General features: G+C 73.3%; 17 protein-coding genes. 13 read left to right on the forward strand and 4 right to left on the reverse strand.

Features of this window, described 5'->3' with window-relative positions:
- Positions 1-49 precede the first annotated feature (49 nt).
- Positions 50-1,345 carry a PP2C family protein-serine/threonine phosphatase gene (locus AB0K00_RS06045; protein WP_363516057.1) on the forward strand — a complete coding sequence of 432 codons (1,296 nt, stop codon included), beginning with the start codon at positions 50-52 and terminating at the stop codon, positions 1,343-1,345.
- Here AB0K00_RS06045 and AB0K00_RS06050 read toward each other — a convergent pair.
- Both AB0K00_RS06050 and AB0K00_RS06055 read right to left on the reverse strand, forming a co-directional pair.
- Positions 1,323-2,375 (reverse strand): hemolysin family protein, encoded by a 1,053-nt coding sequence (locus AB0K00_RS06050; RefSeq protein WP_363516060.1) that lies wholly within the window; start codon positions 2,373-2,375, stop codon positions 1,323-1,325. The genes AB0K00_RS06045 and AB0K00_RS06050 overlap by 23 nt on opposite strands.
- On the reverse strand, positions 2,372-3,676 hold the full coding sequence (locus tag AB0K00_RS06055; protein WP_363516063.1) for a hemolysin family protein: 1,305 nt from the start codon (positions 3,674-3,676) through the stop codon (positions 2,372-2,374). Before AB0K00_RS06055 ends, AB0K00_RS06050 begins: the two co-directional genes overlap by 4 nt.
- 279 nt (positions 3,677-3,955) lie before the next feature.
- Between AB0K00_RS06055 and AB0K00_RS06060 the strand changes: the two genes are divergently transcribed.
- The 4 genes from AB0K00_RS06060 to AB0K00_RS06075 are packed head-to-tail and all read left to right on the forward strand — an operon-like array spanning position 3,956 to position 8,836.
- Positions 3,956-5,335, forward strand: a complete 1,380-nt coding sequence (locus AB0K00_RS06060) for a hypothetical protein (RefSeq protein ID WP_363516066.1) — start codon at positions 3,956-3,958, stop codon at positions 5,333-5,335.
- A complete protein-coding gene (locus tag AB0K00_RS06065) occupies positions 5,332-6,480 on the forward strand; it encodes an ATP-binding protein (protein ID WP_363516069.1) in 1,149 nt (382 codons plus the stop codon). Before AB0K00_RS06060 ends, AB0K00_RS06065 begins: the two co-directional genes overlap by 4 nt.
- Entirely contained in the window at positions 6,477-6,917 is a 441-nt protein-coding gene (locus AB0K00_RS06070; RefSeq protein ID WP_363516072.1) for a response regulator, read from the forward strand. Before AB0K00_RS06065 ends, AB0K00_RS06070 begins: the two co-directional genes overlap by 4 nt.
- Complete coding sequence (locus AB0K00_RS06075) at positions 6,917-8,836, forward strand: response regulator (protein WP_363516075.1); 1,920 nt, start codon at positions 6,917-6,919, stop codon at positions 8,834-8,836. The genes AB0K00_RS06070 and AB0K00_RS06075 overlap by 1 nt, the downstream gene beginning before the upstream one ends.
- Before the next feature lie 42 nt (positions 8,837-8,878).
- Here the strand turns inward: AB0K00_RS06075 and AB0K00_RS06080 are convergent, their stop codons facing one another.
- Positions 8,879-11,662 (reverse strand): ABC transporter permease, encoded by a 2,784-nt coding sequence (locus AB0K00_RS06080; protein ID WP_363516078.1) that lies wholly within the window; start codon positions 11,660-11,662, stop codon positions 8,879-8,881.
- Positions 11,663-11,745: 83 nt separating this feature from the next.
- On the opposite strand from AB0K00_RS06080, the gene AB0K00_RS06085 reads away from it, so the two are divergent.
- The 5 genes from AB0K00_RS06085 (at position 11,746) to AB0K00_RS06105 (ending at position 15,072) form a co-directional block, all read left to right on the forward strand.
- Positions 11,746-12,084, forward strand: a complete 339-nt coding sequence (locus tag AB0K00_RS06085; RefSeq protein WP_363516081.1) for a DUF3618 domain-containing protein — start codon at positions 11,746-11,748, stop codon at positions 12,082-12,084.
- 34 nt (positions 12,085-12,118) lie between these two features.
- Positions 12,119-12,880 (forward strand): aquaporin Z, encoded by a 762-nt coding sequence (gene aqpZ, locus AB0K00_RS06090; protein ID WP_363516083.1) that lies wholly within the window; start codon positions 12,119-12,121, stop codon positions 12,878-12,880.
- A gap of 101 nt (positions 12,881-12,981) precedes the next feature.
- Positions 12,982-13,815, forward strand: a complete 834-nt coding sequence (locus AB0K00_RS06095; protein WP_363516085.1) for an alpha/beta hydrolase — start codon at positions 12,982-12,984, stop codon at positions 13,813-13,815.
- 93 nt (positions 13,816-13,908) lie between these two features.
- Positions 13,909-14,508, forward strand: coding sequence for a hypothetical protein (locus AB0K00_RS06100; protein WP_363516088.1), 600 nt, complete (start codon positions 13,909-13,911; stop codon positions 14,506-14,508).
- Between the two features lie 90 nt (positions 14,509-14,598).
- Positions 14,599-15,072, forward strand: coding sequence for a phosphoribosyltransferase family protein (locus tag AB0K00_RS06105; RefSeq protein WP_363516091.1), 474 nt, complete (start codon positions 14,599-14,601; stop codon positions 15,070-15,072).
- Here the strand turns inward: AB0K00_RS06105 and AB0K00_RS06110 are convergent.
- Positions 15,029-15,478 carry a helix-turn-helix domain-containing protein gene (locus AB0K00_RS06110; protein WP_363516094.1) on the reverse strand — a complete coding sequence of 150 codons (450 nt, stop codon included), beginning with the start codon at positions 15,476-15,478 and terminating at the stop codon, positions 15,029-15,031. The genes AB0K00_RS06105 and AB0K00_RS06110 overlap by 44 nt on opposite strands.
- A gap of 75 nt (positions 15,479-15,553) precedes the next feature.
- Here AB0K00_RS06110 and AB0K00_RS06115 point away from each other — a divergent pair, with 75 nt between their 5' ends.
- The 3 genes from AB0K00_RS06115 (at position 15,554) to AB0K00_RS06125 (ending at position 19,957) form a co-directional block, all read left to right on the forward strand.
- Positions 15,554-16,375, forward strand: a complete 822-nt coding sequence (locus tag AB0K00_RS06115) for a class I SAM-dependent methyltransferase (protein ID WP_363516097.1) — start codon at positions 15,554-15,556, stop codon at positions 16,373-16,375.
- A 125-nt stretch (positions 16,376-16,500) separates the two neighbouring features.
- Positions 16,501-18,096: a right-handed parallel beta-helix repeat-containing protein gene (locus tag AB0K00_RS06120; RefSeq protein WP_363516100.1), complete on the forward strand. Its 1,596-nt coding sequence runs from the start codon at positions 16,501-16,503 to the stop codon at positions 18,094-18,096.
- Between the two features lie 313 nt (positions 18,097-18,409).
- The gene (locus AB0K00_RS06125; RefSeq protein WP_363516103.1) at positions 18,410-19,957 is read left to right on the forward strand and encodes a polysaccharide lyase family 1 protein; all 1,548 of its coding nucleotides are present in this window, start codon (positions 18,410-18,412) and stop codon (positions 19,955-19,957) included.
- The last annotated feature ends 5 nt before the right edge of the window (positions 19,958-19,962 follow it).

The raw sequence follows: 19,962 nt of genomic DNA on the forward strand, positions 1-19,962 counted from the left end.
GTGGGTCGCGGACGCGACCGTGTTTGGTTTGCCGAGGGGTGAGCGGGACATGGCGGCGACGGTGGAAGGGCGCTGGCTGGAGGCGTTCAGCGCGATCCTGGACGGATCGCATCTGTTCCAGCCCGACGGGCTGGCCACGGCGGTGGACGCGGCGCTGGCGCCGCTCGGGATCGGGGCCACCATCTACCTGGTCGACGAGGAGCAGCGCACGCTGCGGCCGGTGCCGCGACCGGGGCATCCGCTGCCCGCGCCGCAGCCGTTGGCCACGACGCCGGCCGGGCGGGCGTTCGCGATGGTCACGTCGGCGCCGACGGGGGACGACGGCTGGTGCGTGCCGATCGTCAACGGCACCGACCGGCTCGGGGTGGTCGAGTTCGTGGTCGCCGCCGACGAGGCACAGCTGCGGGACGGGTCGCTGCGGACCCGGTACGAGACGCTCGCCGGGCTGATCGGTCACCTGGTGACCGTCACCTCGCACAAGGGTGACTTCCTCGCCCAGGTGCGCCGGTCCCGGCCGATGACGCCGGCGGCGGAGCTGCTGCGGCAGCTGCTGCCGCCGTTGACGTCGGCGTGCGAGCGGATGGTGATCAGCGCGATCCTGGAGCCGTGCTACGACGTCGGCGGCGACGGGTTCGACTACGCCATCGACGGCGCGCGGGCCAGGATCGTGATCCTCGACGCGGTCGGGCACGGGCTGGCGGCGAGCCTGGCCTGCGGGGTGGCGATGTCCACGCTGCGGGCCGTCCGCCGGGCCGGCGGGGACCTGCGCGAGCAGGCCCGGGCGGCAGACACGGCGCTGATGGAGCAGTTCCCCGACAGCCGGTTCGTGACCGCCGTCCTCGCCGAGCTCGACCTGGACGCGGGGCGGCTGCGATACATCAACGCCGGGCACCCGCGGCCGCTGCTGCTGCGTACCGGGCGGGTCGTGCGGGACCTGGCCGCCGGCCGCCGGATGCCGCTCGGCGTCCACGACGACGTGGAGGTCGCCGAGGAGGACCTGGAGGGCGGCGACCGGCTGCTGCTCTACACCGACGGCGTGACCGAGGCCCGCGACGCGGCCGGCGACCAGTTCGGTGTCAAGCGGCTCATCGACCTCGTCGAACGGCACGCCGGTGCCGGGCTGCCCGCGCCGGAGACGCTGCGCCGGCTGGCGCACGCGGTCGCCGCGCACCAGGGCGGCGCGCCGGCCGACGACGCGACGCTGGTGCTGGCCGAGTGGTCCCCGGCGGCCGCCCGGCGCAGCACGCCGTACACCCGCCGCGGCGACGACCACGGCGCCGGCAGCACGCCGTACACCCGGCACAACGACGACGACAGCGGCGTCAGGTCGAGCGGCCGGGGGTGACCGGGTCGGTCTCGTCGTCGAACTCGCCGATCACCTCTTCGAGGAGGTCTTCGAGCGCGACCAGGCCGACCGTCGTGTCCTGCTCGGTGGCGACGGCGAGCTGCGCCCGGGACTCCCGCATCGCCCGGACCGCGGCGAGCACGCTGGTGCGGGCCGGCAGGGTGAACGCGGGGATCATCAGGTCGCCGGCGTGGGCCGGCACGCCGGCGGTGGTCGCCCGGAGCGCGTCGCGGACGTGCACGACGCCGACGACGGTCCCGCCGGGATCCATGACGGGGAACCGGGACCGGCCGGTGGCCTGGTTGGCGCGCTCGACGTCGAGGGCGCTCGCGCCGGTCGGCACGGTGACCATCCTCGCGGCCGGCGTCATCACCTGGGCGATCGTGGTGTCCTGCAGCTGCAGCATCCGGCTGAGCAGCTGATGCTGGTCCTGGGCCAGGGTGCCGTGCTGCCGGGACGACTCCAGCAGCATCATCAGCTCCTTCGGGCCGTGCGCCGCCGACAGTTCGTCCTGCGTGTGCACCTTGACCAGCCGCAGGCAGGCGTTGGCGAGGCCGTTGAGGACGGCGAGCAGCGGGCGTACGAGGCGGGTGAACGCCCGGAACGGCAGCGCGAGGCCCCGCGCGGAGCGTTCCGGGTCGGTGATCGCCCACGACTTCGGCGCCATCTCCCCGACCACCATGTGCAGGAACACCACGACGGCGAGGGCGAGGACGAACGCGACCGGGTAGCTGAACCGCTCCGGGATGCCCACGGCGGTGAACAGCGGGTCCAGCACGTGCGCGATGGCGGGCTCGGCGAGCGCGCCGAGGCCGAGCGAGCACAGGGTGATGCCGAGCTGCGCCCCGGCGAGCATCAGCGACAGCTCGCGGCTGCCGGCCAGCGCCGCGGCCGCGGCCCGGCTCCCGCCGGCGGCGGCCTGCTCCAGACGGTGGCGCTTGCTGGCCACGAGGGCGAACTCGGCGGCCACGAAGAAGCCGTTGGCGGCCAGCAGCAACGCCGAAAGCAACAGAGCCCATCCGGTACTCATGCTTTGACCCGCTTGCCGATGCGGACGGTGTCCGGGACGTGCCGATGCACCGAGACGACCTCGAGGCGGACCGCCGGGGTGGCGACGTCGACGGTGTCGCCGGGGCGCGCGACCCGGCCGAGCCGCTGCAGCACCAGCCCGGACACGGTGTCGTAGTCGTCGCCCTCCGGCAGGGTCACGCCGGTGGTCCGGGCGACCTCGTCGACCCGCCAGCGCGCCGGCACCAGCCACGAGCCGTCGGGCTGGCGTACCGCCGCAGGTTCGGGTGCGTCGTCCTCGTCGCGGATCGACCCGACGAGCTCCTCCGCGATGTCCTCCAGGGTGATGACGCCGGCGAAGCCGCCGTACTCGTCGATCACGCAGGCCAGCTGCCGGTGTTCGGCGCGCAGCCGCTCCAGCACCGCCGGCAGGGCCGCGGTCGAGGGCACCAGGACCGGCGGCGCCGCGATCTCGGCCATCGTGACGCGGTGGCGGTCCTGCGCGGACAGCGCCACGACGTCGGCGCCGCCGACCACGCCGATCACGTCGTCGACGCTGTCGCCGACGACCGGGAACCGGGTGTGCCCGGTGTCGAACAGCTCCACGAGCCGGATCGCCGGGTCGGTCGCGGCGACGGTGACCACGTCGACCCGGGCGATCATCGCCTCCTCGGCGGAGCGGGCCCGGAACGCGAGGCCGCGCTGCAGCAGCTGCGAGGTGTCGGCGTCGAGCAGCCCGCCGCTGCGGGACTCGGCGATGATGCGTTCCAGGTCCTCCGGGGTGGCGCCCTCGGGCAGCTCCTCGATGGGTTCGATGCCGACCCGGCGCAGCAGCCGGTTCGCCGCCGCGTCGAACATGCGGATCAGCGGGCCGGCCGCGGCCAGGTACAGCAGGGTGAACCTGGACAGGCCGCGGGCGAGGGCCTCCGGGCGGGCGATGGCCCAGTTCTTCGGGCCGAGCTCGCCGAGGACCATCTGCACCACCGTGGCCGTCAGCAGCGCCGCGACCACGGAGATCGAGGTGCTGGCGGCGTGGGGGACGCCGGCGACGCCGAGGAGGTCGGCCAGGCCGCGGCCGAGATACGGCTCGGCCACGTAGCCGGCCAGCAGCGCCGTCACGGTGATGCCGAGCTGCGCGCCGGACAGCATGAACGACAGCCGCTCGGTGATGCGCAGCGCCCGTCGTGACGGCACGTCACCGCCGTCGGCGGCGCGCTTGAGCTTCGCGCGGTCGACGGCCACGTAGGCGAACTCGGCGGCCACGAAGTAGCCGGTGGCCGCGGTCAGCACCACGATGAGGAACAGACCGATCAGGATCAACACGGCCGGGGTCCACCGCTGGCCGAACGAAGGGGAGCCGGGGCGTCGCCCGGCCCGGTACTACAGCCGTCCATGACCCGAAACTAGCAGCCCGCGCTGGGAGGTTTCTGGGAACCGGCGACGGGTGAGGGCGGTGCCTTGATGCGGCGCGGGGATCCGGATGCCAGATTCCCGCCGTCTCTGCATGGTAACTTCGATCATGTGCGTACCGAACGTAGTCATGTGGCTGCGTTGCGTATAGATTCTGGCGAGTCTGCGCTGGCGGCATGGGTCTCCGGCCCGATGGCCGAGCTCAACCGCGACATCGTCGCCAGGCGGCGGCCGGCGGGGGAGTTCCCCGCGGCGGTCGCCGCGGCGCTGGCGGCGCTGCCCGCGGTCCCGGAGCGGTGCACGCCGCAGGAGGCGCGACGGCTCGTGGTCCTCCTCGGCCTCGCCGGTGCCGGCCTGGGCCGCCACTTCCAGGAGCGGGACCAGGCGCACCGGCAGCGCCCCGAGGGGGCGTTCGACCTGACCGTCGGCGAGGCGTCCGTGCCGTTCCTCGACTACTTCGCCGGGCTCGCCCGGCAGAGCGGCACCGGCCACCCGCAGCGCGACACGTACGCCTGCCTGACCCGCTGGAACCTGCCGGCCAGCGAGGTGTGGTGGGGCGGCACCCGGCTGGCCACCCTGCCGGGCGTCTTCGACGACGGGCTGGTCCGCACGTACACCGGCGAACGGGACGAGATCAGGTTCTTCGAGCTGATCAAACTGTCGGAGACCTACGAGCGGGCCGTGAACCTCGCCCTCACGCCCCTCGCCGACGAGACCGTCGACCTGTGCGGCGCCGAGGCGATGCACCGCCTCGGGGTCGCCGCCGAGCTGCTGGACGCGCTGCGCCGGCTCAACACCGCCTTCGCCGCGCTGCCCCCGGCCGACGGCCTGCGGGCCGGGCACTTCATGGACGTCTTCCGCCAGTTCGCCGTGCACTGGCGGCCCGGGGACGTGCCGCCGAGCGGCGCGCTGGACCCGGAGGCCATCGAGCGCGACTTCCTGCTCGGCACCGACCTGCCGGGCTATCGCGGGCACCTCACCCGGCTGCGCCCCGGCCTGCTCGCCGGGGAGTGGGACCGGCTCGGCACGGTCATGGACCGGCCCGGCCTGCCCGAGCTGCTGCTGGCGCGGCTGCGGCCGGTCGGCGACCTCGCCCACCAGTCGCCCGCCGGGCTGCGGGCGCTGCTGGGGTCCTGCCCGGCGCTGGCCGGGCTGTTCCTGGTGCTGCGGGCGCACGCGCGGGTGTCCAGCGTGCACCTCATGCTCGCCAAGAAGTACCTGTTCGCGCCGCAGCGCCACCGCGACCGTTCGGGGGTGGGCGACAGCGGCGTGGTGTCCAACCGGCGCGGCACCACCGGCATGGACGAGGCCGCGCTGGAGCGCCTGACCAGGATCCGGGGGCGGCACCCGCTGACGGCGCTGCGCCGGCTGCCGACGGCGGACCTGGAGTCCCTGGCCGGCGTCGACGCCCTGCGCGCCGGCCACACCGCGGAAGCGCGGTTCACGACGGGGTTGGCGTTGGTACGGCCACGCGCGTCCGACGACGACACCGGCGACGACGACGCCCAGGACGGCGAGGCCGGCGACGACGGGGACGGCGGCGCGGCGGGCCGCCCGCTGGGGGAGTCGTGAACGCCGACGCACCCACCGGCTACGACCCCCGGGTCGGGCACGACCAGCTGCTGGCGCTGATCGACAACACGTCCGCGGTCATCTACATGCGTGACCTGGACGGCCGGTACATGCTGGTCAACCGCGAATACGAGCGGCTGTTCGCGGTGAGCCGGGACACGATCGTCGGGCTGACCGACCACGACCTGTTCCCCTCCGGGATCGCCGACGAGTTCCGGGCCAACGACCTGCAGGCGGCGGCGCGCGGGCGGCCGGTGCAGATGGAGGAGGTCGCGCCCGGCGACGACGGCCCGCGCACGTACGTGACGGTCAAGTTCCCGCTGATCGGCGCCGACGGCGCGGCCTACGCGGTCTGCGGCATCTCCACCGACATCACCGAACGCAAGCGCGCCGAGGAGCAGGTGCGGCGGCTCAACGCCGAACTGGAGGACCGGGTCCTGCACCGCACCGCGGAGCTGCACGCGTCCAACCGCGAGCTCGACGCGTTCGCGTATTCGGTGTCGCACGACCTGCGGGCCCCGCTGCGGTCCCTCGACGGCTACAGCCAGCTGCTGCTGGAGGACTACGGCGACCGCCTCGACGCCGACGGCCGCGACTACCTGGAGCGCCTGCAGGCGAACGTGGCCCGGATGGCGGGGATGATCGACGACCTGCTGAACCTGTCCCGGGCCACCCGCATCGAGCTGCACCGCGGCACCGTCGACGTCACCGCCATCGCCATCGACGTCCTCGCCGAGCTGCGCACCGCCGAACCGGACCGGCAGGTGCGGGTGTCCGTCGCCGACGGGCTCGCCGCCGCCGGCGACGCCGACCTGATCCGGCTGGTGCTGCAGAACCTGCTCGGCAACGCGTGGAAGTTCACCTCGAAACGCGACGACGCCGCCGTCGAGGTCGGCGCCGAACCGGGCGGCATCCTGTTCGTGCGCGACAACGGCGCCGGGTTCGACATGCGCTTCGCCGGCAAGCTGTTCGAGCCGTTCCAGCGGCTGCACGCCGCCAGCGACTTCGAGGGCACCGGCATCGGGCTGGCGATCGTGCACCGCGTCGTCACCCGCCACGGCGGCCGGGTCTGGGCCGACGGCACCGTCGGCGGCGGCGCCGTCTTCCGGTTCACCCTGGCGCCGCAGCGGGGACTGCCGGCATGAACGACGGCGTGATCTTGCTGGTCGAGGACAACCCCGACGACGTGACGTTCACCCTGCGCGCGCTCACGAAGAACAAGATCCGCAACCGGGTCGTGGTCGCGTCCGACGGCGCGCAGGCGATCGACCTGCTGCAGCCCGGCGACGGCACCGCGCCGCTGCGGCCCGTGCTGATCCTGCTCGACATGAAGCTGCCCAAGTACGACGGCCTGGAGGTGCTGCGGCGCATCCGCGCCGACCCGGCGACCCAGCCGCTGCCGGTCGTGGTGCTCACCACCTCCAGCGAGGAACGCGACATCGCCGAGAGCTACCGCCTCGGCGCCAACAGCTACGTCCGCAAACCCGTCGTCTTCGCCGACTTCGTCGACGCCACGAACGTGCTCGGCAGGTACTGGCTGCTGGTCAACGAACCCGTCCCGGCCCGCCCCGGCAGCCTCTGATGGCACCGACCCGCGTCCTGATCGTCGAGGACGACCCCGACGACGCCCGCCTCATCGTGACCCGGCTGCACCGCGGCGGCCTCGACCTCACCGTCGACATCGTCACCACCGCCGAGCAGTTCCGCGCCGCGCTGCGCGCCCACCCGCCGGACCTGGTCCTGTCCGACTACAACCTGCCGTCCTTCACCGCCGAGGAAGCGCTGCAGATGCTGCGCGAGCACAGCGGCGACGCGCCGTTCATCCTCGTGTCCGGCCAGGTCGGCGAGGAGAAGGCGGCCGCGATGATGAAGGCGGGCGCCAGCGACTTCGTCCTCAAGGACCGCACCAGCCGCCTCGTGCCGGCGGTCCAGCGGGAGCTGCGCGACGCCGACGAACGGCGGCAGCGGCGGGCCGCCGAGGCGGCGCTGCGCGAGAGCGAGCAACGCTTCCGCCTCCTCGCCGAACACGCCATCGACATCATCTTCCGCTTCCGCCTGCGCCCGGAGCGCGGCCTGGAATACATCAGCCCCGCCATCACCACCATCACCGGGCATCAACCCGCCGACGTGTACGCGAACCCGTCGCTGCTCGTCGCGATCGTCGACGAGGAGGACCGGGAGGCGTTCAAGACCTCGTGGCTGCACCCCCGCCCGGCACCGCTGATCGTGCGCGCCCACCACCCCGACGGCCGGCAGCTGTGGATCGAGCAGCGCGCCATCCTCATCACCGACGAGACCGGCGAGCCGATCGCGGTCGAGGGCACGCTGCGCGACGTCACCGAGCAGCAGCGCCTCGACCAGCAGCTGCGCCAGGCCGAGCGGCTCGACTCCCTCGGCCACCTCGCCGGCGGCATCGCCCACGACTTCAACAACCTCCTCGCGATCATCACCGCATACGCCAGCGACATCACCGAGGCACTCGGCGAGACGCACCCCAGCCACCCCGACATCGTGCGGATCAGCCACGCCGCCGAACGCGCCGCCGCGCTCACCCGGCAGCTGCTCATCTTCAGCCGCCTCGAACCGTCCCAGCCGGAGGTCCTGGACCTCAACCAGGTCGTCGCCGACACCGAGCAGCTGCTGCAGCGCACCATCGGCGAGGACATCACCTTCACCACCGACCTCGACCCGGACCTGCCGCCGGCGACGATCGACCGCAGCAAGCTCGAACAGGTCATCGTCAACCTCGTCGTCAACGCCCGCGCCGCGATGACCGACGGCGGGCGGCTCACCGTCACCACCACCCACCTCACGCCGCCCGCGCCGGACGCGGCGCCCGGCGCCGGCACGGTCAGCCTCACCGTCACCGACACCGGCTGCGGCATGCCCGCCGACGTCGTCGCCCGCGCGTTCGAGCCGTTCTTCACCACGAAGGGCCCCGGCAACGGCACCGGCCTCGGCCTCGCCACCGCCTACGGGGTCATCACCGAGGCCGGCGGCGACATCCACATCGACAGCCTGCCGGGCCGCGGCACCACCATCACGGTCCTGCTGCCGTCGGCGGACCTGCCCGACCCCGACCCCGGCACCGCCGACGTCGTGCCCGCCGCCGCCGACGAGCCCGGCGGGCACATCCTCGTCGTCGAGGACGACGAGGACGTCCGCGACATCGTCGTGCGGATCCTCACCAGGGCCGGCTACCGCGTCACCGCACCCGCCTCGGCGACCGCCGCGATCGAGCTGTGCGCCGACCCGGCCTTCACCGTCGACGCGCTCCTCACCGACGTGATCATGCCCGACATCGCGGGGCCGCAGCTGGCCAACGCCGCCCGCCTGCTGCGCCCGCAGCTGCCGGTGCTCTACATGTCCGGCTACACCGCGGGCAGCCTGCCCGGCGGCCGGACCCTGACCGACGACCCGCTGCTGCGCAAGCCCTTCACCACCGACGAACTGCTCCACCAGCTCCAGCTTGCCCTGCGCCGCACCCGCACCCTGTCGTAGGCCCCGTCTCGGATGCGCGGCCGACCCTCGCGGTCAGGGTGGTCAGGTCTCCTCGGCGAGGAGCTGGGCGGTGGGGAGCCGTTGCAGGAGGGCGGCCGGGACCAGGGCGGCGCAGGTGGCCAGGAGCGCGCCGGCCGCCACGGCCGACCCGGCGGTGGTGAGCAGGCCGCTGGTCAGGTCGCCGACGAGCCAGGCGGCGCCGGCCACGCCGAGGCCGGCGCCGAGCGCGCCGCCGAGCACGCCGATGCCGAGGCCCTCGGCGGCGACGAGCCTGGCCAGGGACGCCGAGGTCCAGCCGGTGGCGCGGAGGGTGGCGAGCTCGGCGGCGCGGTCACGGATGTTCAGGTAGAGCACGTCGGCGACGGCGAGGGCGCCGAGCAGGATCGTCGCCGCGACCGCGATCGTGTCGACGGCCCTGACGCGCAGGGACACCGCGTCGCCGAGGAGGGTGCCGACGATCGCGCCGTGGAAGGTGAACGTGATCGCGCCGAGGACGGTGGCGGCGGCGATGCCGATCGCGAGCGCGCCGGCGCCGAGCACGGTCCGGCCGGGGACCCGCACGAGGTTGAGCAGGCCCATGGTGAGCGGGCCGCGGGGGCGGCCGGCGCGGCGGGGGCGGGTGACGGCGGGCCGCAGCCCGTCCGCGGGGCGCCCGCGGGCCGCGCCGAGCGCCGGCAGCAGGCCGGCCACCAGCGACAGCGCGACCGCGGTCGGCACGGCGAGCAGCGCCTGCGTCCAGGTGGTGCGCACGTCGAGCAGGGAGCCGAGCGGGCCGGCGAGCACGAGGGCGCCGAGGCCGGCCACCGTGCCGATGGTGGCGACCTCGCCGAGGACGACGCCGAAGATCCGGTGTGCGGGCCAGCCGAGCGCGGCGAGGGTCGCCAGCTCGGTGCGCCGGTCGCGGACCCCGGCGGCGACGGCGTTGGCGAGGAACAGCGCGCACACCACCAGGACCAGCACGAACAGCACGGCGCTCTTGCGGTCGATCGCGGTGATGATGCTGGCCGCGACGCCCTTCTTCACCCAGTGCTCGGTGACCCGCAGCTCGGGCCGCTGATACTTGCCGGCGACCAGCGTCACGGTCTGCGGGGCGGGTGAGGAGCCGTAGGTGATGTCGACGTCGAGGCCGGTGCGGGCGGAGATGTCCTCCGCGACGAGCCGGACCCGCTCGCGGGACGTCGCGCTGAAGCCCTGCACCCCGGTGACGCGGACCCGGATGGCGCTCAGCGGCGCGGCCTTGTCGGTGCCCTGCGTGTCGGCGAGCAGGCTCGGCAGCGCGGCGATGCTGGTCAGCAGCATCGGCGGCGAGGACAGGTAGCCGGCCGGGTTGCCGTTCGGCGCGAGGGGGCGGTCGCCGAGCAGGTCGCGGGTGCGCTGGTCGGCGCCGACGACCAGGGGCGGTTCGTAGGTCTCCATCGGCACGCGGCTGAGCGGGTTGAACGTGGTGAGCTTGGCGGGGTCGAAGGTGCCGACGACGCCGAACTCGGTCATCGTCGGGCCGCCCTGGGCGCGCACCGACACGTTGCGCACCGTACGGAAGGACGTGTCGTCGATCTGCCAGGGTGCGGGGAAGCCGAACGAGTTCGGCAGGATGTAGGCGACCTCGTCGTAGGGCACGGGGACCGCGGCGAGGCCGCCGTCGGGTGCCTGCAGGTAGGTGACGCCGCCGACCTGCAGGAGCCACTCGTGCTCGTACACGAAGCCCCAGCCCTCGCTGCCGCGGGCGATTTCGGTGGCGGTGGTGTGCTCGTAGGCCGCCTCCGTGTCGAGGAGGTCGTCGCGCAGGTGGGTGGCCGGCGCGGCCGCCATCGCGGCGAGCACGGCGCCGGGGGCGCCCGACGGCAGCGCGGTGTCGAGCCGGGCCCGGGACAGGCCGATCGACGCGGTGGTGTCCGCATACCTGCGGGAGGTGGCCAGGACGGGCACGATCTTCTTCGCGGGCATCCCGCCTGCCGTGTCGGTTGTGCGGTCGGGCGCGTCGCTCAGGAAGGTGCCCTGGGTCGCGCCGCGCAGCCCGACGAGGCGGTCCTCGGACTCCGGGTCGACCGCGGCGATGAGCATCGGCTCGCGCCACGCGACGGAGATGACCAGGCGGTCCTGCGCCTGCGGCCCACCCCACAGGTCCGTCTCGAACCGCCCGTCCGGGCGCAGCCGGGCCAGGTACACGGCCTGGCCGGTGGCGTCGGTGATCTGGCCCTGCTCGGGGAACGGGCACACCTGCCGGCCTTCCTCCAGCACGCCGAAGTTGCCGCCGCAGAACTGCTGGAACGGGATCTTCTCCCCGCCGGTGAACTCGAGGTCCGGGGGGCCGGTCGGCTTCGGCCACGAGACGTCGTGCTTCGTCACGTACACCCAGATCGGGGTGCCCGGCGTCCGGCTGAGGCCGCGGTCGGCGAGCAGGGTCCGGTCGACCCGGATGACCTGGCGGTCCAGCGCCGGGTCGACGAGGTCGGTGATGTCGACCGGCGCGGCGACCGCGGCGTTGACCGCGCCGGCCATCGCGATCGGCGCGGCGACGTCGATGCCGGGCACGGCGCGGACCTTCGCCCAGTCGTCCATGGTCAGGCCGCCGTAGATGCCGGAGACCGCGTTGGGTCGCAGCAGCGCCCGGTCGTTCTCCAGCGGTAGCCGGCTGCCTTTGGGACGCACGAGGATGTCGTATGCGGCCCGCACGTTGGCGTCGACGGCCCCGGTGACCTCCAGCCGCGCGGTGGCGGTGGCGCCGGTCAGCACGGTGAAGCCGGTGGTGGCGGTGAGCACTCCGACGAGGAGCGCCACCGCCCGCCCCGCCCGCCCCCGAAGATGCGCCCAGACGAATCGGATCACGTCCACACCTTCGCCCATACATTGTCGCAATGCAAGACCAGATTTTCCGTGATGATGGGTGTACGGGTGGGTACAGCGCACCTGTGACGACACGGATCGAGCAGGACGACGAGGCGACCCGGCTACGCGCCGACATCGCACGGACCAGGGCGCGGCTCGCGGAGAGCGTCGACGCGCTCACCGCCCGGCTCGACGTGCCCGGCCGGGCCAAGGAGGCGGCGGCCCGGCGGGTGGAGCCGGTACGCCAGCTTGCCGGCGGCGCCGTCACGGTCGCCGCCAGGACCACCGGTGCCGCCGTCACGGCCGCGACGAAGGCGACCGGCGCGGCCTGGGGCATGGCGCGGGACGGCGTCGGCATCGGGGTCGCCCTGGCCCGCTGGGGCGCCGGCAGCATCGTCGGGGTGTTCACGCGCCGCGGGTGAGGCTCCGGCCGCGGGGCGTCGGCAAGGTCGACGGGTGGAGGAACCGTCGGACACCGCGCCGGGGCTCGGCCGGCGACTCGCGGTCGAGCTGATCGGCACGTTCTGGCTGGTGTTCGCCGGCTGCGGCACCGCCGTGCTCAGCGCCCGCTTCGACGACGTGGGGGCGGGGCTGCTCGGGGTGGCGCTGGCGTTCGGGCTGGCGCTGCTGACCGCGGCGTACGCGTTCGGTCACATCTCCGGCGGCCACTTCAACCCGGCGGTCACGGTCGCGCTGTGGCTCGGCCGGCGCACCCGGACGGCCGACGTCCTGCCCTACGTGGTGGTCCAGGTGGTCGCCGCCCTCGGCGCGGCGGCGGTGCTGCTGGCCATCGCGGAGGGCCGGCCCGGGTTCAGCCTCGCCCGCGACGGCCTGGCCACCAACGGCTACGACACGCGCTCGCCGGGCGGCTACGGCCTCGGTGCCGCCCTGCTGACCGAGATCCTCATGACAGCGATCTTCGCGCTGGTGATCCTCGGCGCGACCGACCGCCGGGCGCCGCGCGGCACGGGCCCCCTCGCGATCGGCCTGACCCTCACCGTCATCCACCTGGTGAGCATCCCGGTGACGAACACGTCGGTGAACCCGGCCCGCTCGACCGGGCCGGCCCTCGTCGCCGGCGGCGCCGCGCTGTCGCAGCTGTGGCTGTTCTGGGTCGCGCCACTGATCGGCGCCGCCGTCGCCGGGTTCGGCTACCGGTACGTCACCGGCGGCACCGGCACGGTCGAGGCGCAGGCGGAGGCCCAGGACGTCGACTAGCTGGTGACGTCGAGCTCGCCGCCGCCCCGCTCCCCGGTCACCGGCGCCGTCGGCGCTCCCGTCAACCCGATCGCGGCGAAGTGAACCCTTAGCATCGACGGATGGACGTCTTCGACGCCGCCGACGGCACCCGGCTCGCGTACCACCGCGTCGGCCGGGGCAGCCCGCTGATCTGCGTGCCGGGCGGGCCGATGCGGGCCTCGGCCTACCTCGGCGACCTGGGCGGGCTGTCCGCCCAGCACTCGCTGGTGCTGCTGGACCTGCGCGGCACCGGCGGGTCGGCCGCACCGGACGACCCGGCCACCTACCGGTGCGACCGGCTCGTCGAGGACGTCGAGGCGTTGCGGGCACACCTGGGACTCGACCGGATCGACCTGCTGGCGCACTCCGCCGGTGCGGCCGTCGCGGTGCTCTACGCCATCCGCCACCCCGACCGGATCGGCCGGCTCGTGCTCGTCAATCCCTCCCCGCGCGTGGTCTCCCTCGACGTCACCGACGCCGACCGCCGCGAGACCGCCGAACTGCGCCGCGGCGAGCCCTGGTTCCCCGACGCGTACGCCGCGTTCGAGCGGATCTGGGCGGGCGCGCCGACCCCGGCCGACTGGGCCGCGATCACCCCGTTCAGGTACGGCCGGTGGGACGACGCCGCCCGCGCCGACGTCGCCGGCGAAGGGGACCAGCGCAACGACGCCGCCGCGGACGCCTACTACGCCGGCGTCGACGTGTCGCGGGTGGGTGCCGCCCTGGCCGACCTGCGGGTCCGGGTCCTGCTCGTCGCCGGCGAGCACGACGTGGCCCTGCCACCGAAGCGCGCCGCCGAGTACGCCGGCCTGTTCCCGCACGCGGAGGTCGCCGTCCAGCCGGGCGGCGGCCACTCCCCGTGGCTCGACGACCCGTCGTGGCTGGCGACGACGGTCGCCGCCTTCCTGCGCTGAACCTCGCTCCGGGTGCTGAGTTGACCCCGGTTTGTACGGTGATCCCCGCTTGTGGCGGGTCACCCCGCCGGGATCAACTGACGAGGAGTACATATGAGGCGCCTGGCGCTTTCGACATTGTTGGCAACCCTGCTCGGCGTGGCCGTCGCCGGCTGCGAGAAGGAGGCGGCGGAGACCCCGGCCGCGCAGTCATCCGCGGCTCAGCAGCCGACCACGCCGCCATCGTCCGGGCAGAGCCCGGCCGGCGACGCGTACCCGAACTCGGAGAAGGGCGCGAACGCGCTGCTGAAGGCGCTGCCGGAGGACCCCCAGCTGGCGCTGCGGCTCAAGCCGACGACCGAGGACTACAAGGCGCTGTTCGTGGGTGACGCCGCGGCGAAGGCCGAGCAGTTCTACGCGACGAGCCTGTGGAACGACCCCGCCAACCTCAAGATCGACACCGGTGCCGCGAAGACCGAGCTGCTGCTGTTCCACGCCACCAGCGAGGAGATCCGGTCCTGGTCGACCACCGTCCAGGCGAACTTCCCCGGCGGCTACCAGCAGGTCGGCCCGCACCTGAAGCCGGGACTTACCTGGTTCCGCTGGCGGTACGTCAAGCCGGGCGAGAGCTCCGGCGTGGCGTATGACGGCCTGGTCAACGTCAATGGCCACTGGGTGTGGACGCCGAAACTGTGGAAGGCCTTGGAGGGCTGACTGGAGGGCTGACCGGAGGGCTGAGCCGTTCGTGGGGGCCGGTAAACTCGGAGGGGAGCACCGGCCCCCGCGACGTAAGGCAGAGCGACCATGGATGAGCGGGAAGAGCTGGACTGGCAGACGTTCGGCGACGCCTCGCGGGCCCTGGCGCAGGCGGTCGTCGACGACGGGTTCCGGCCCGACGTGGTGCTGTGCGTCGCCCGCGGTGGCCTGCTCCTGGCCGGCGCCCTGGGCTACGCGCTGGACGTGAAGCACCTGGTGATGATGAACGTCCTGTATTACACCGGCATCGACGAGCGGCTCGCCGCCCCGGTGGTGTTGCGGCCCACGCCCGACGGGGAGGACCTCGCCGGCAAGCGGGTGCTCATCGCCGACGACGTCTCCGACACCGGAGCGACGCTGCGGGTGGTCCGCGACTTCTGCGTGGAGCACGCCGCCGACGTGCGTTGCGCCGTGCTGTACGAGAAGCCGCAGACGGTCGTGCGGTGCGAATACGTGTGGCGGCGCACCGACCGCTGGATCAACTTCCCCTGGTCGAACGAACCGCCGGTGACCGCGGCCTGACCGGCGAGGGCACCACGCCGGACTCGGCGGCGCGGATGAGCCGCTGGAAGGTCGGGCACTGCAGGTGGCTCGGTGCGGGGCAGGCGGCGGCGTGCCGCAGCGAGTCGCGCAGCACGCTGAGCCTGCGGATCGTGCCGTCCAGCTCGTCGGCCTTCGCCGAGAGCATGCCCCGGTCGATGCGGGGCTGCCCGTCGGGGCCGAACATCAGCACGATCTCGTCGAGGGAGAAGCCCGCGGTGCGGCCCAGGGCGATCAGGGCCAGCCGCTGCAGCACACCCGGATCGAACTGGCGGCGCAGCCCGGCCCGGCCGACCGACGCGATCAGGCCCTTCTCCTCGTAATACCGCAGCGTCGAGGCGGGCAGGCCGGCGCGCCGCGCCACCTCGGCGATGTCCAGGTTCGTCATGCGGTTGACCTCAAGTCGGCTTGAAGTGCAACGGTCGCATCCGAACGGCTCACATCGCAACCACGGGAGACGGACATGCACCAGACGGCACGCTGGAGCGGCATCGCCGGACAGGCCTGGATCGACGCGCAGGCAATGCTGGACGAGGTGTTCCGGCCCTTCGAGGACCTCCTGGTCGCCGAGGTCGCGGCGGCCGCCGCCGAGCGCGTGCTCGACGTCGGCTGCGGCACCGGCGGCACCACGGTCGCCGTCGCCCGCCGGCTCGGCACGAGCGGCTGCGTGGGCGTCGACATCGCCGAGCCGATGATCGCCGCCGCGCGGGCCCGCGCCGCACGCGACGGCGTGCCGGTGGCGTTCATCCACGCCGACGCGCAGGAGCACGACTTCACCCCCGGCGGCTTCGACGCGGTCATCTCCCGCTTCGGCGTCATGTTCTTCGCCGACCCCACCCGCGCCTTCGCCAACCTGCGCCGCGCCGCGACGACCGGCGTGGTCCTGCGGGCCGTCGTGTGGCGCGACATCGCGGAGAACCCGTTCATGACCACCGCCGAGCGGGCCGCCGCGCCGCTCGTGCCGGACCTGCCCGTCCGGCGGCCCGGCGAGCCGGGACAGTTCGCGTTCGCCGACCGGGCCCTGGTCCGCGACGTCCTCGACCGGGGCGGCTGGACCGGGGTCGACATCCGGCCGGTCGACGTGCCGTGCGTGCTGCCGGAGCGCGACCTGGTGCGGTACTTCACCCGGCTCGGCCCGCTCGGCACGGTCCTGGGCCAGGCCGACGAGCAGACCCGGGCACGGGTCGTCGACACGGTCCGCGCCGCGTTCGAACCCTACGTGCACGGCGCGGAGGTCCGTTTCACCGCCGCCTGCTGGCAGGTCGACGGCTCCGCGGCGGAGTGACGGGCGCGGCGCTGCAACTTTCCTGCGAACGAATTTCGTTGACGCTCATCGATTGATGGGCCTAGCGTCGACTCAGGAAAGGCCTTTCCCAAGGAGCTCCGCCACACTCCGCACCGGGAGGCACCATGCACCTTTCCCTGCCCATCTCCAGACGCGTCGCCGGCGTCGCGGCGGCCGTGACCACAGTCGTGGTCGTTGTCGGCGCGGCCGGCATCGCGTTCGGCGCGCCGCTGTTCGCCGACGACTTCGAGGACGGCAACGCCAACGGCTGGTCAAAGTCCGGTGGCAGCTGGTCCGTCGTCACCGACGGCTCCCGCGCGTTCCGCCAGGCCGGCACCAGCAGCGACGCCCGGGCGTTCGCCGGCGCGACGACCTGGACGGACTACGCCGTGCAGGCCAGGATCAAACCGATCTCCTACAACGGCCAGTCGGTCGGCGTGATCGCCCGCGCCCAGAACAGCAGCAACTACTACGCGCTCACCCTCACCGGCGGCCAGGCCCGCCTCGTCAAACGGGTCGGCGGCGCGGTCAGCACCATCGCGACCGGCGTCGCGTCGGTGCCAGCCGGCACCTGGGCCACCGTCCGCCTGGAGGTGGCCGGCGGCACGCTGCGCGGTCTCGTCAACGGCGCACAGGTCGTGACGGCGACCGACGCCACGTTCGCCACCGGCCGGCTCGGCCTGCTGACCAGCTACGCGAGCGCCACCTTCGACGACGTCACCGCCGACACCACCACTGGCACGCCGCCGTCATCACCGGAGCCCACGCCGTCGCAGTCACCGGAGCCGCCGGGCGAATGCACCAACCCGCCGGCCGTCATCGGGTTCGCCGCGGTCAACGCCTGGGGGCAGAACGGCACGACCGGCGGCTGCGGGGGACCGACCGTGACCGTCAGCGACGCGGCCGGGTTCCTCGCCGCGATCGCCCGCACGGGCCCGCTGGTCATCCGGGTCAACGGCGTCATCACGCTGCCGGGCCCCATGCACGACGTGACGTCGGACAAGACGATCGTCGGCGTCGGCGCCGCCTCGGGCCTGACCGGCGGCGGGCTCAACGTCGGGCTGCCGGTCGACAACGCGATGACGGCACCGCCCGCGAACGCCGTGCACAACGTCATCATCCGGAACCTGGTCTTCACCGGTACCCCCGACGACGCCGTCAACGTGCAGATGTTCAGCCACCACGTGTGGATCGACCACAACGACCTGTCGCACGGCTACGACGGCCTGGTGGACATCAAGCGCGGCTCCAGCTACGTGACGGTGTCCTGGAACCACACCCACGACCACACGAAGAACATGCTGCTCGGCCACGACGACAGCAACGGCGCGCAGGACACCGGCCAGCTCAAGGTGACCTACCACCACAACTTCTTCGACCGGACCCCGCAGCGCAACCCGCGGGTGCGCTTCGGCGAGCCGGTGCACGTGTTCAACAACTACTTCCTCTACAACACCGACATCGGGGTGGCCTGCCAGGCGTCGGCCGGCTGCGTGATCGAGAACAACGTCTTCGAGAACACCGAGGAGGCGTACGCCATCGACTACGCCGGCCCGAAGGGGCGGATCGTCGCGCGGGGCAACCTCTTCATCGGCGAGAGCGCACCCGGCACGATCGGCGGGACGGTCCAGGAGCCGGGCACCTACTACGGCTACACCGCGCAGAGCGCGGACACGGTCAAGGCCGCGGTCCTCGCCGGAGCGGGCACGGGCCACATCTGAGCGCACACGGCACCGGCCGGGGAGGGAGGCTCCCCGGCCGGTCCTTGTCCGTGACCTTGAAGGGACGGCGGAAAGGCCTGAGGAAAGGCCTTTCCCGGGACGCCAGGAGCCGCATCACGGGACGTCGACGAACGTCGATGTGCAGGATTGTTGCAGATCTTCCCGGGTGGACCCACCACGCATTGACAGTCGGCAATCCGCGTCCTACGTTCGGGGAAACCGTTTTCCTCAGCCGTTGCGCCGGTTGAGGGGGCGCCGACCCCCGCGGTGCCCGACCCGCCCCCGGCCTCCACTCCCCGCCAGGAGGCCGCACATGCACATCCCGCCCATCCGACGGCGGTGGCCGTCGGTGGCCGCCGTCACCGTGGCCGTCGTCGCGCTGCTGCTCGGCGCGGCCAGGATCGCCGCCGCCGACACCACCCTGTTCACCGACGACTTCGAGGACGGCAACGCCAACGGCTGGTCCAAGTCCGGCGGCAGCTGGTCGGTGCTCACCGACGGCTCCCGCGTGCTGCGCCAGACCAGTGCCACCACCGGCGACGCCCGCGCCTACGCCGGTTCGGCGTGGACCGACGTCGCCGCCGAGGCCCGCCTGCGGCCCGTCGACCGGGCCGCGGACGGCTTCGTCGCGCTCGCCGTGCGCCAGCAGAGCTCCACCAGCGCCTACCGGTTCGCGCTGTACGCCGACGGCCGGGCCCAGCTCGAGGCCGTGCGCAACGGCGCGGTGACCGTGCTCGGCGCCGGCACCCACACCGCCGCGACCGGCGCCTGGGCGACGGTCCGGGTCGAGGCCGTCGGCACCGCCCTGCGCGGCTACGTCGGCGGGACCCTGGTGGCACAGGGCACCTCGACCGCGTTCGGCAGCGGCAAGGTCGGGGTGTGGACCTACCACGCGTCGGCGTCGGTCGACGACGTGCGGGTCACCGGCGTGGCCGGTACACCACCCACCAGCGCAACCTCCAGCGCGCCGCCGACCGGCAACCCGCCCGCGGGCATGGTCGGCTACGCGACCCTGGCCGGCGGCACCACCGGCGGCGCCGGCGGCCCGACCGTCACCGTGTCGACGTGGGCGGACCTGGTCACCGAGGTCGGCCGGCACACGCCGGAGACCGTGCAGGTCAACGGGATCCTGCAGGGCTCCGGGCAGGCGACCGTGCGGGGCGACAAGACGATCGTCGGCCTCGGCGCCAACTCCGGGATCAACGGCGGCGGCCTGAAGATCTCGCACTACAACAACGTCATCATCCGCAACCTGAAGCTGTCCAACCCGGTCGGCACCGACGCCATCACGGTGCAGGACGCCGACCACGTCTGGATCGACCACAACGAGCTGTGGAGCGATCGGGCGCACGACATCGACTACTACGACGGGCTCATCGACATCACCCACGCCAGCGACTGGGTCACGGTGTCGTGGAACAAGCTGCACGATCACTGGAAGACGTCGCTGGTGAGCCACGACGACGACAACGCCGCCGAGGACGTCGGGCACCTCACGGTGACCTACCACCACAACGAGTTCTACAACCTCGACGCCCGGCTGCCCAGCATCCGCTTCGGCACCGCGCACGTGTTCAACAACTACTACCACGACGACAACAACGGCGTGCACTCCCGCATGGGCGCCCAGGTCCTGGTCGAGGGCAACGTGTTCGCCAACGTCGCCACCCCGGTCAAGACCACCACGCTCAGCGTGCAGGACGGCTATGCGGTGGAGCGCGGCAACGTCTACACCGGGTGCGGGCCGAACCTCATCACCCAGGTCGGGACGTTCACGAGCCCGCCGTACCCGTACACCCTGGAACCCGCCTCGACCGTGGCCGCCTCCGTCACCGGAAACGCCGGCACCGGCCACCTCTGACGCCT

The sequence above is a fragment of the Dactylosporangium sp. NPDC049525 genome, from assembly GCF_040676755.1.
In the GTDB taxonomy this organism is placed as follows: domain Bacteria; phylum Actinomycetota; class Actinomycetes; order Mycobacteriales; family Micromonosporaceae; genus Dactylosporangium.

What these genes read in the sequence shown, in the direction of transcription:
- AB0K00_RS06120 (WP_363516100.1), top strand. Translation starts at nt 16,501, where the DNA reads ATGCACCTTTCCCTGCCCATCTCCAGACGCGTCGCCGGCGTCGCGGCG.
- AB0K00_RS06100 (WP_363516088.1), top strand. Translation starts at nt 13,909, where the DNA reads ATGAGGCGCCTGGCGCTTTCGACATTGTTGGCAACCCTGCTCGGCGTG.
- AB0K00_RS06115 (WP_363516097.1), top strand. Translation starts at nt 15,554, where the DNA reads ATGCACCAGACGGCACGCTGGAGCGGCATCGCCGGACAGGCCTGGATC.
- AB0K00_RS06110 (WP_363516094.1), bottom strand. Translation starts at nt 15,478, where the DNA reads ATGACGAACCTGGACATCGCCGAGGTGGCGCGGCGCGCCGGCCTGCCC.
- AB0K00_RS06045 (WP_363516057.1), top strand. Translation starts at nt 50, where the DNA reads ATGGCGGCGACGGTGGAAGGGCGCTGGCTGGAGGCGTTCAGCGCGATC.
- AB0K00_RS06050 (WP_363516060.1), bottom strand. Translation starts at nt 2,375, where the DNA reads ATGAGTACCGGATGGGCTCTGTTGCTTTCGGCGTTGCTGCTGGCCGCC.
- AB0K00_RS06105 (WP_363516091.1), top strand. Translation starts at nt 14,599, where the DNA reads ATGGATGAGCGGGAAGAGCTGGACTGGCAGACGTTCGGCGACGCCTCG.
- AB0K00_RS06060 (WP_363516066.1), top strand. Translation starts at nt 3,956, where the DNA reads ATGGCCGAGCTCAACCGCGACATCGTCGCCAGGCGGCGGCCGGCGGGG.
- AB0K00_RS06070 (WP_363516072.1), top strand. Translation starts at nt 6,477, where the DNA reads ATGAACGACGGCGTGATCTTGCTGGTCGAGGACAACCCCGACGACGTG.
- AB0K00_RS06075 (WP_363516075.1), top strand. Translation starts at nt 6,917, where the DNA reads ATGGCACCGACCCGCGTCCTGATCGTCGAGGACGACCCCGACGACGCC.
- AB0K00_RS06125 (WP_363516103.1), top strand. Translation starts at nt 18,410, where the DNA reads ATGCACATCCCGCCCATCCGACGGCGGTGGCCGTCGGTGGCCGCCGTC.
- AB0K00_RS06095 (WP_363516085.1), top strand. Translation starts at nt 12,982, where the DNA reads ATGGACGTCTTCGACGCCGCCGACGGCACCCGGCTCGCGTACCACCGC.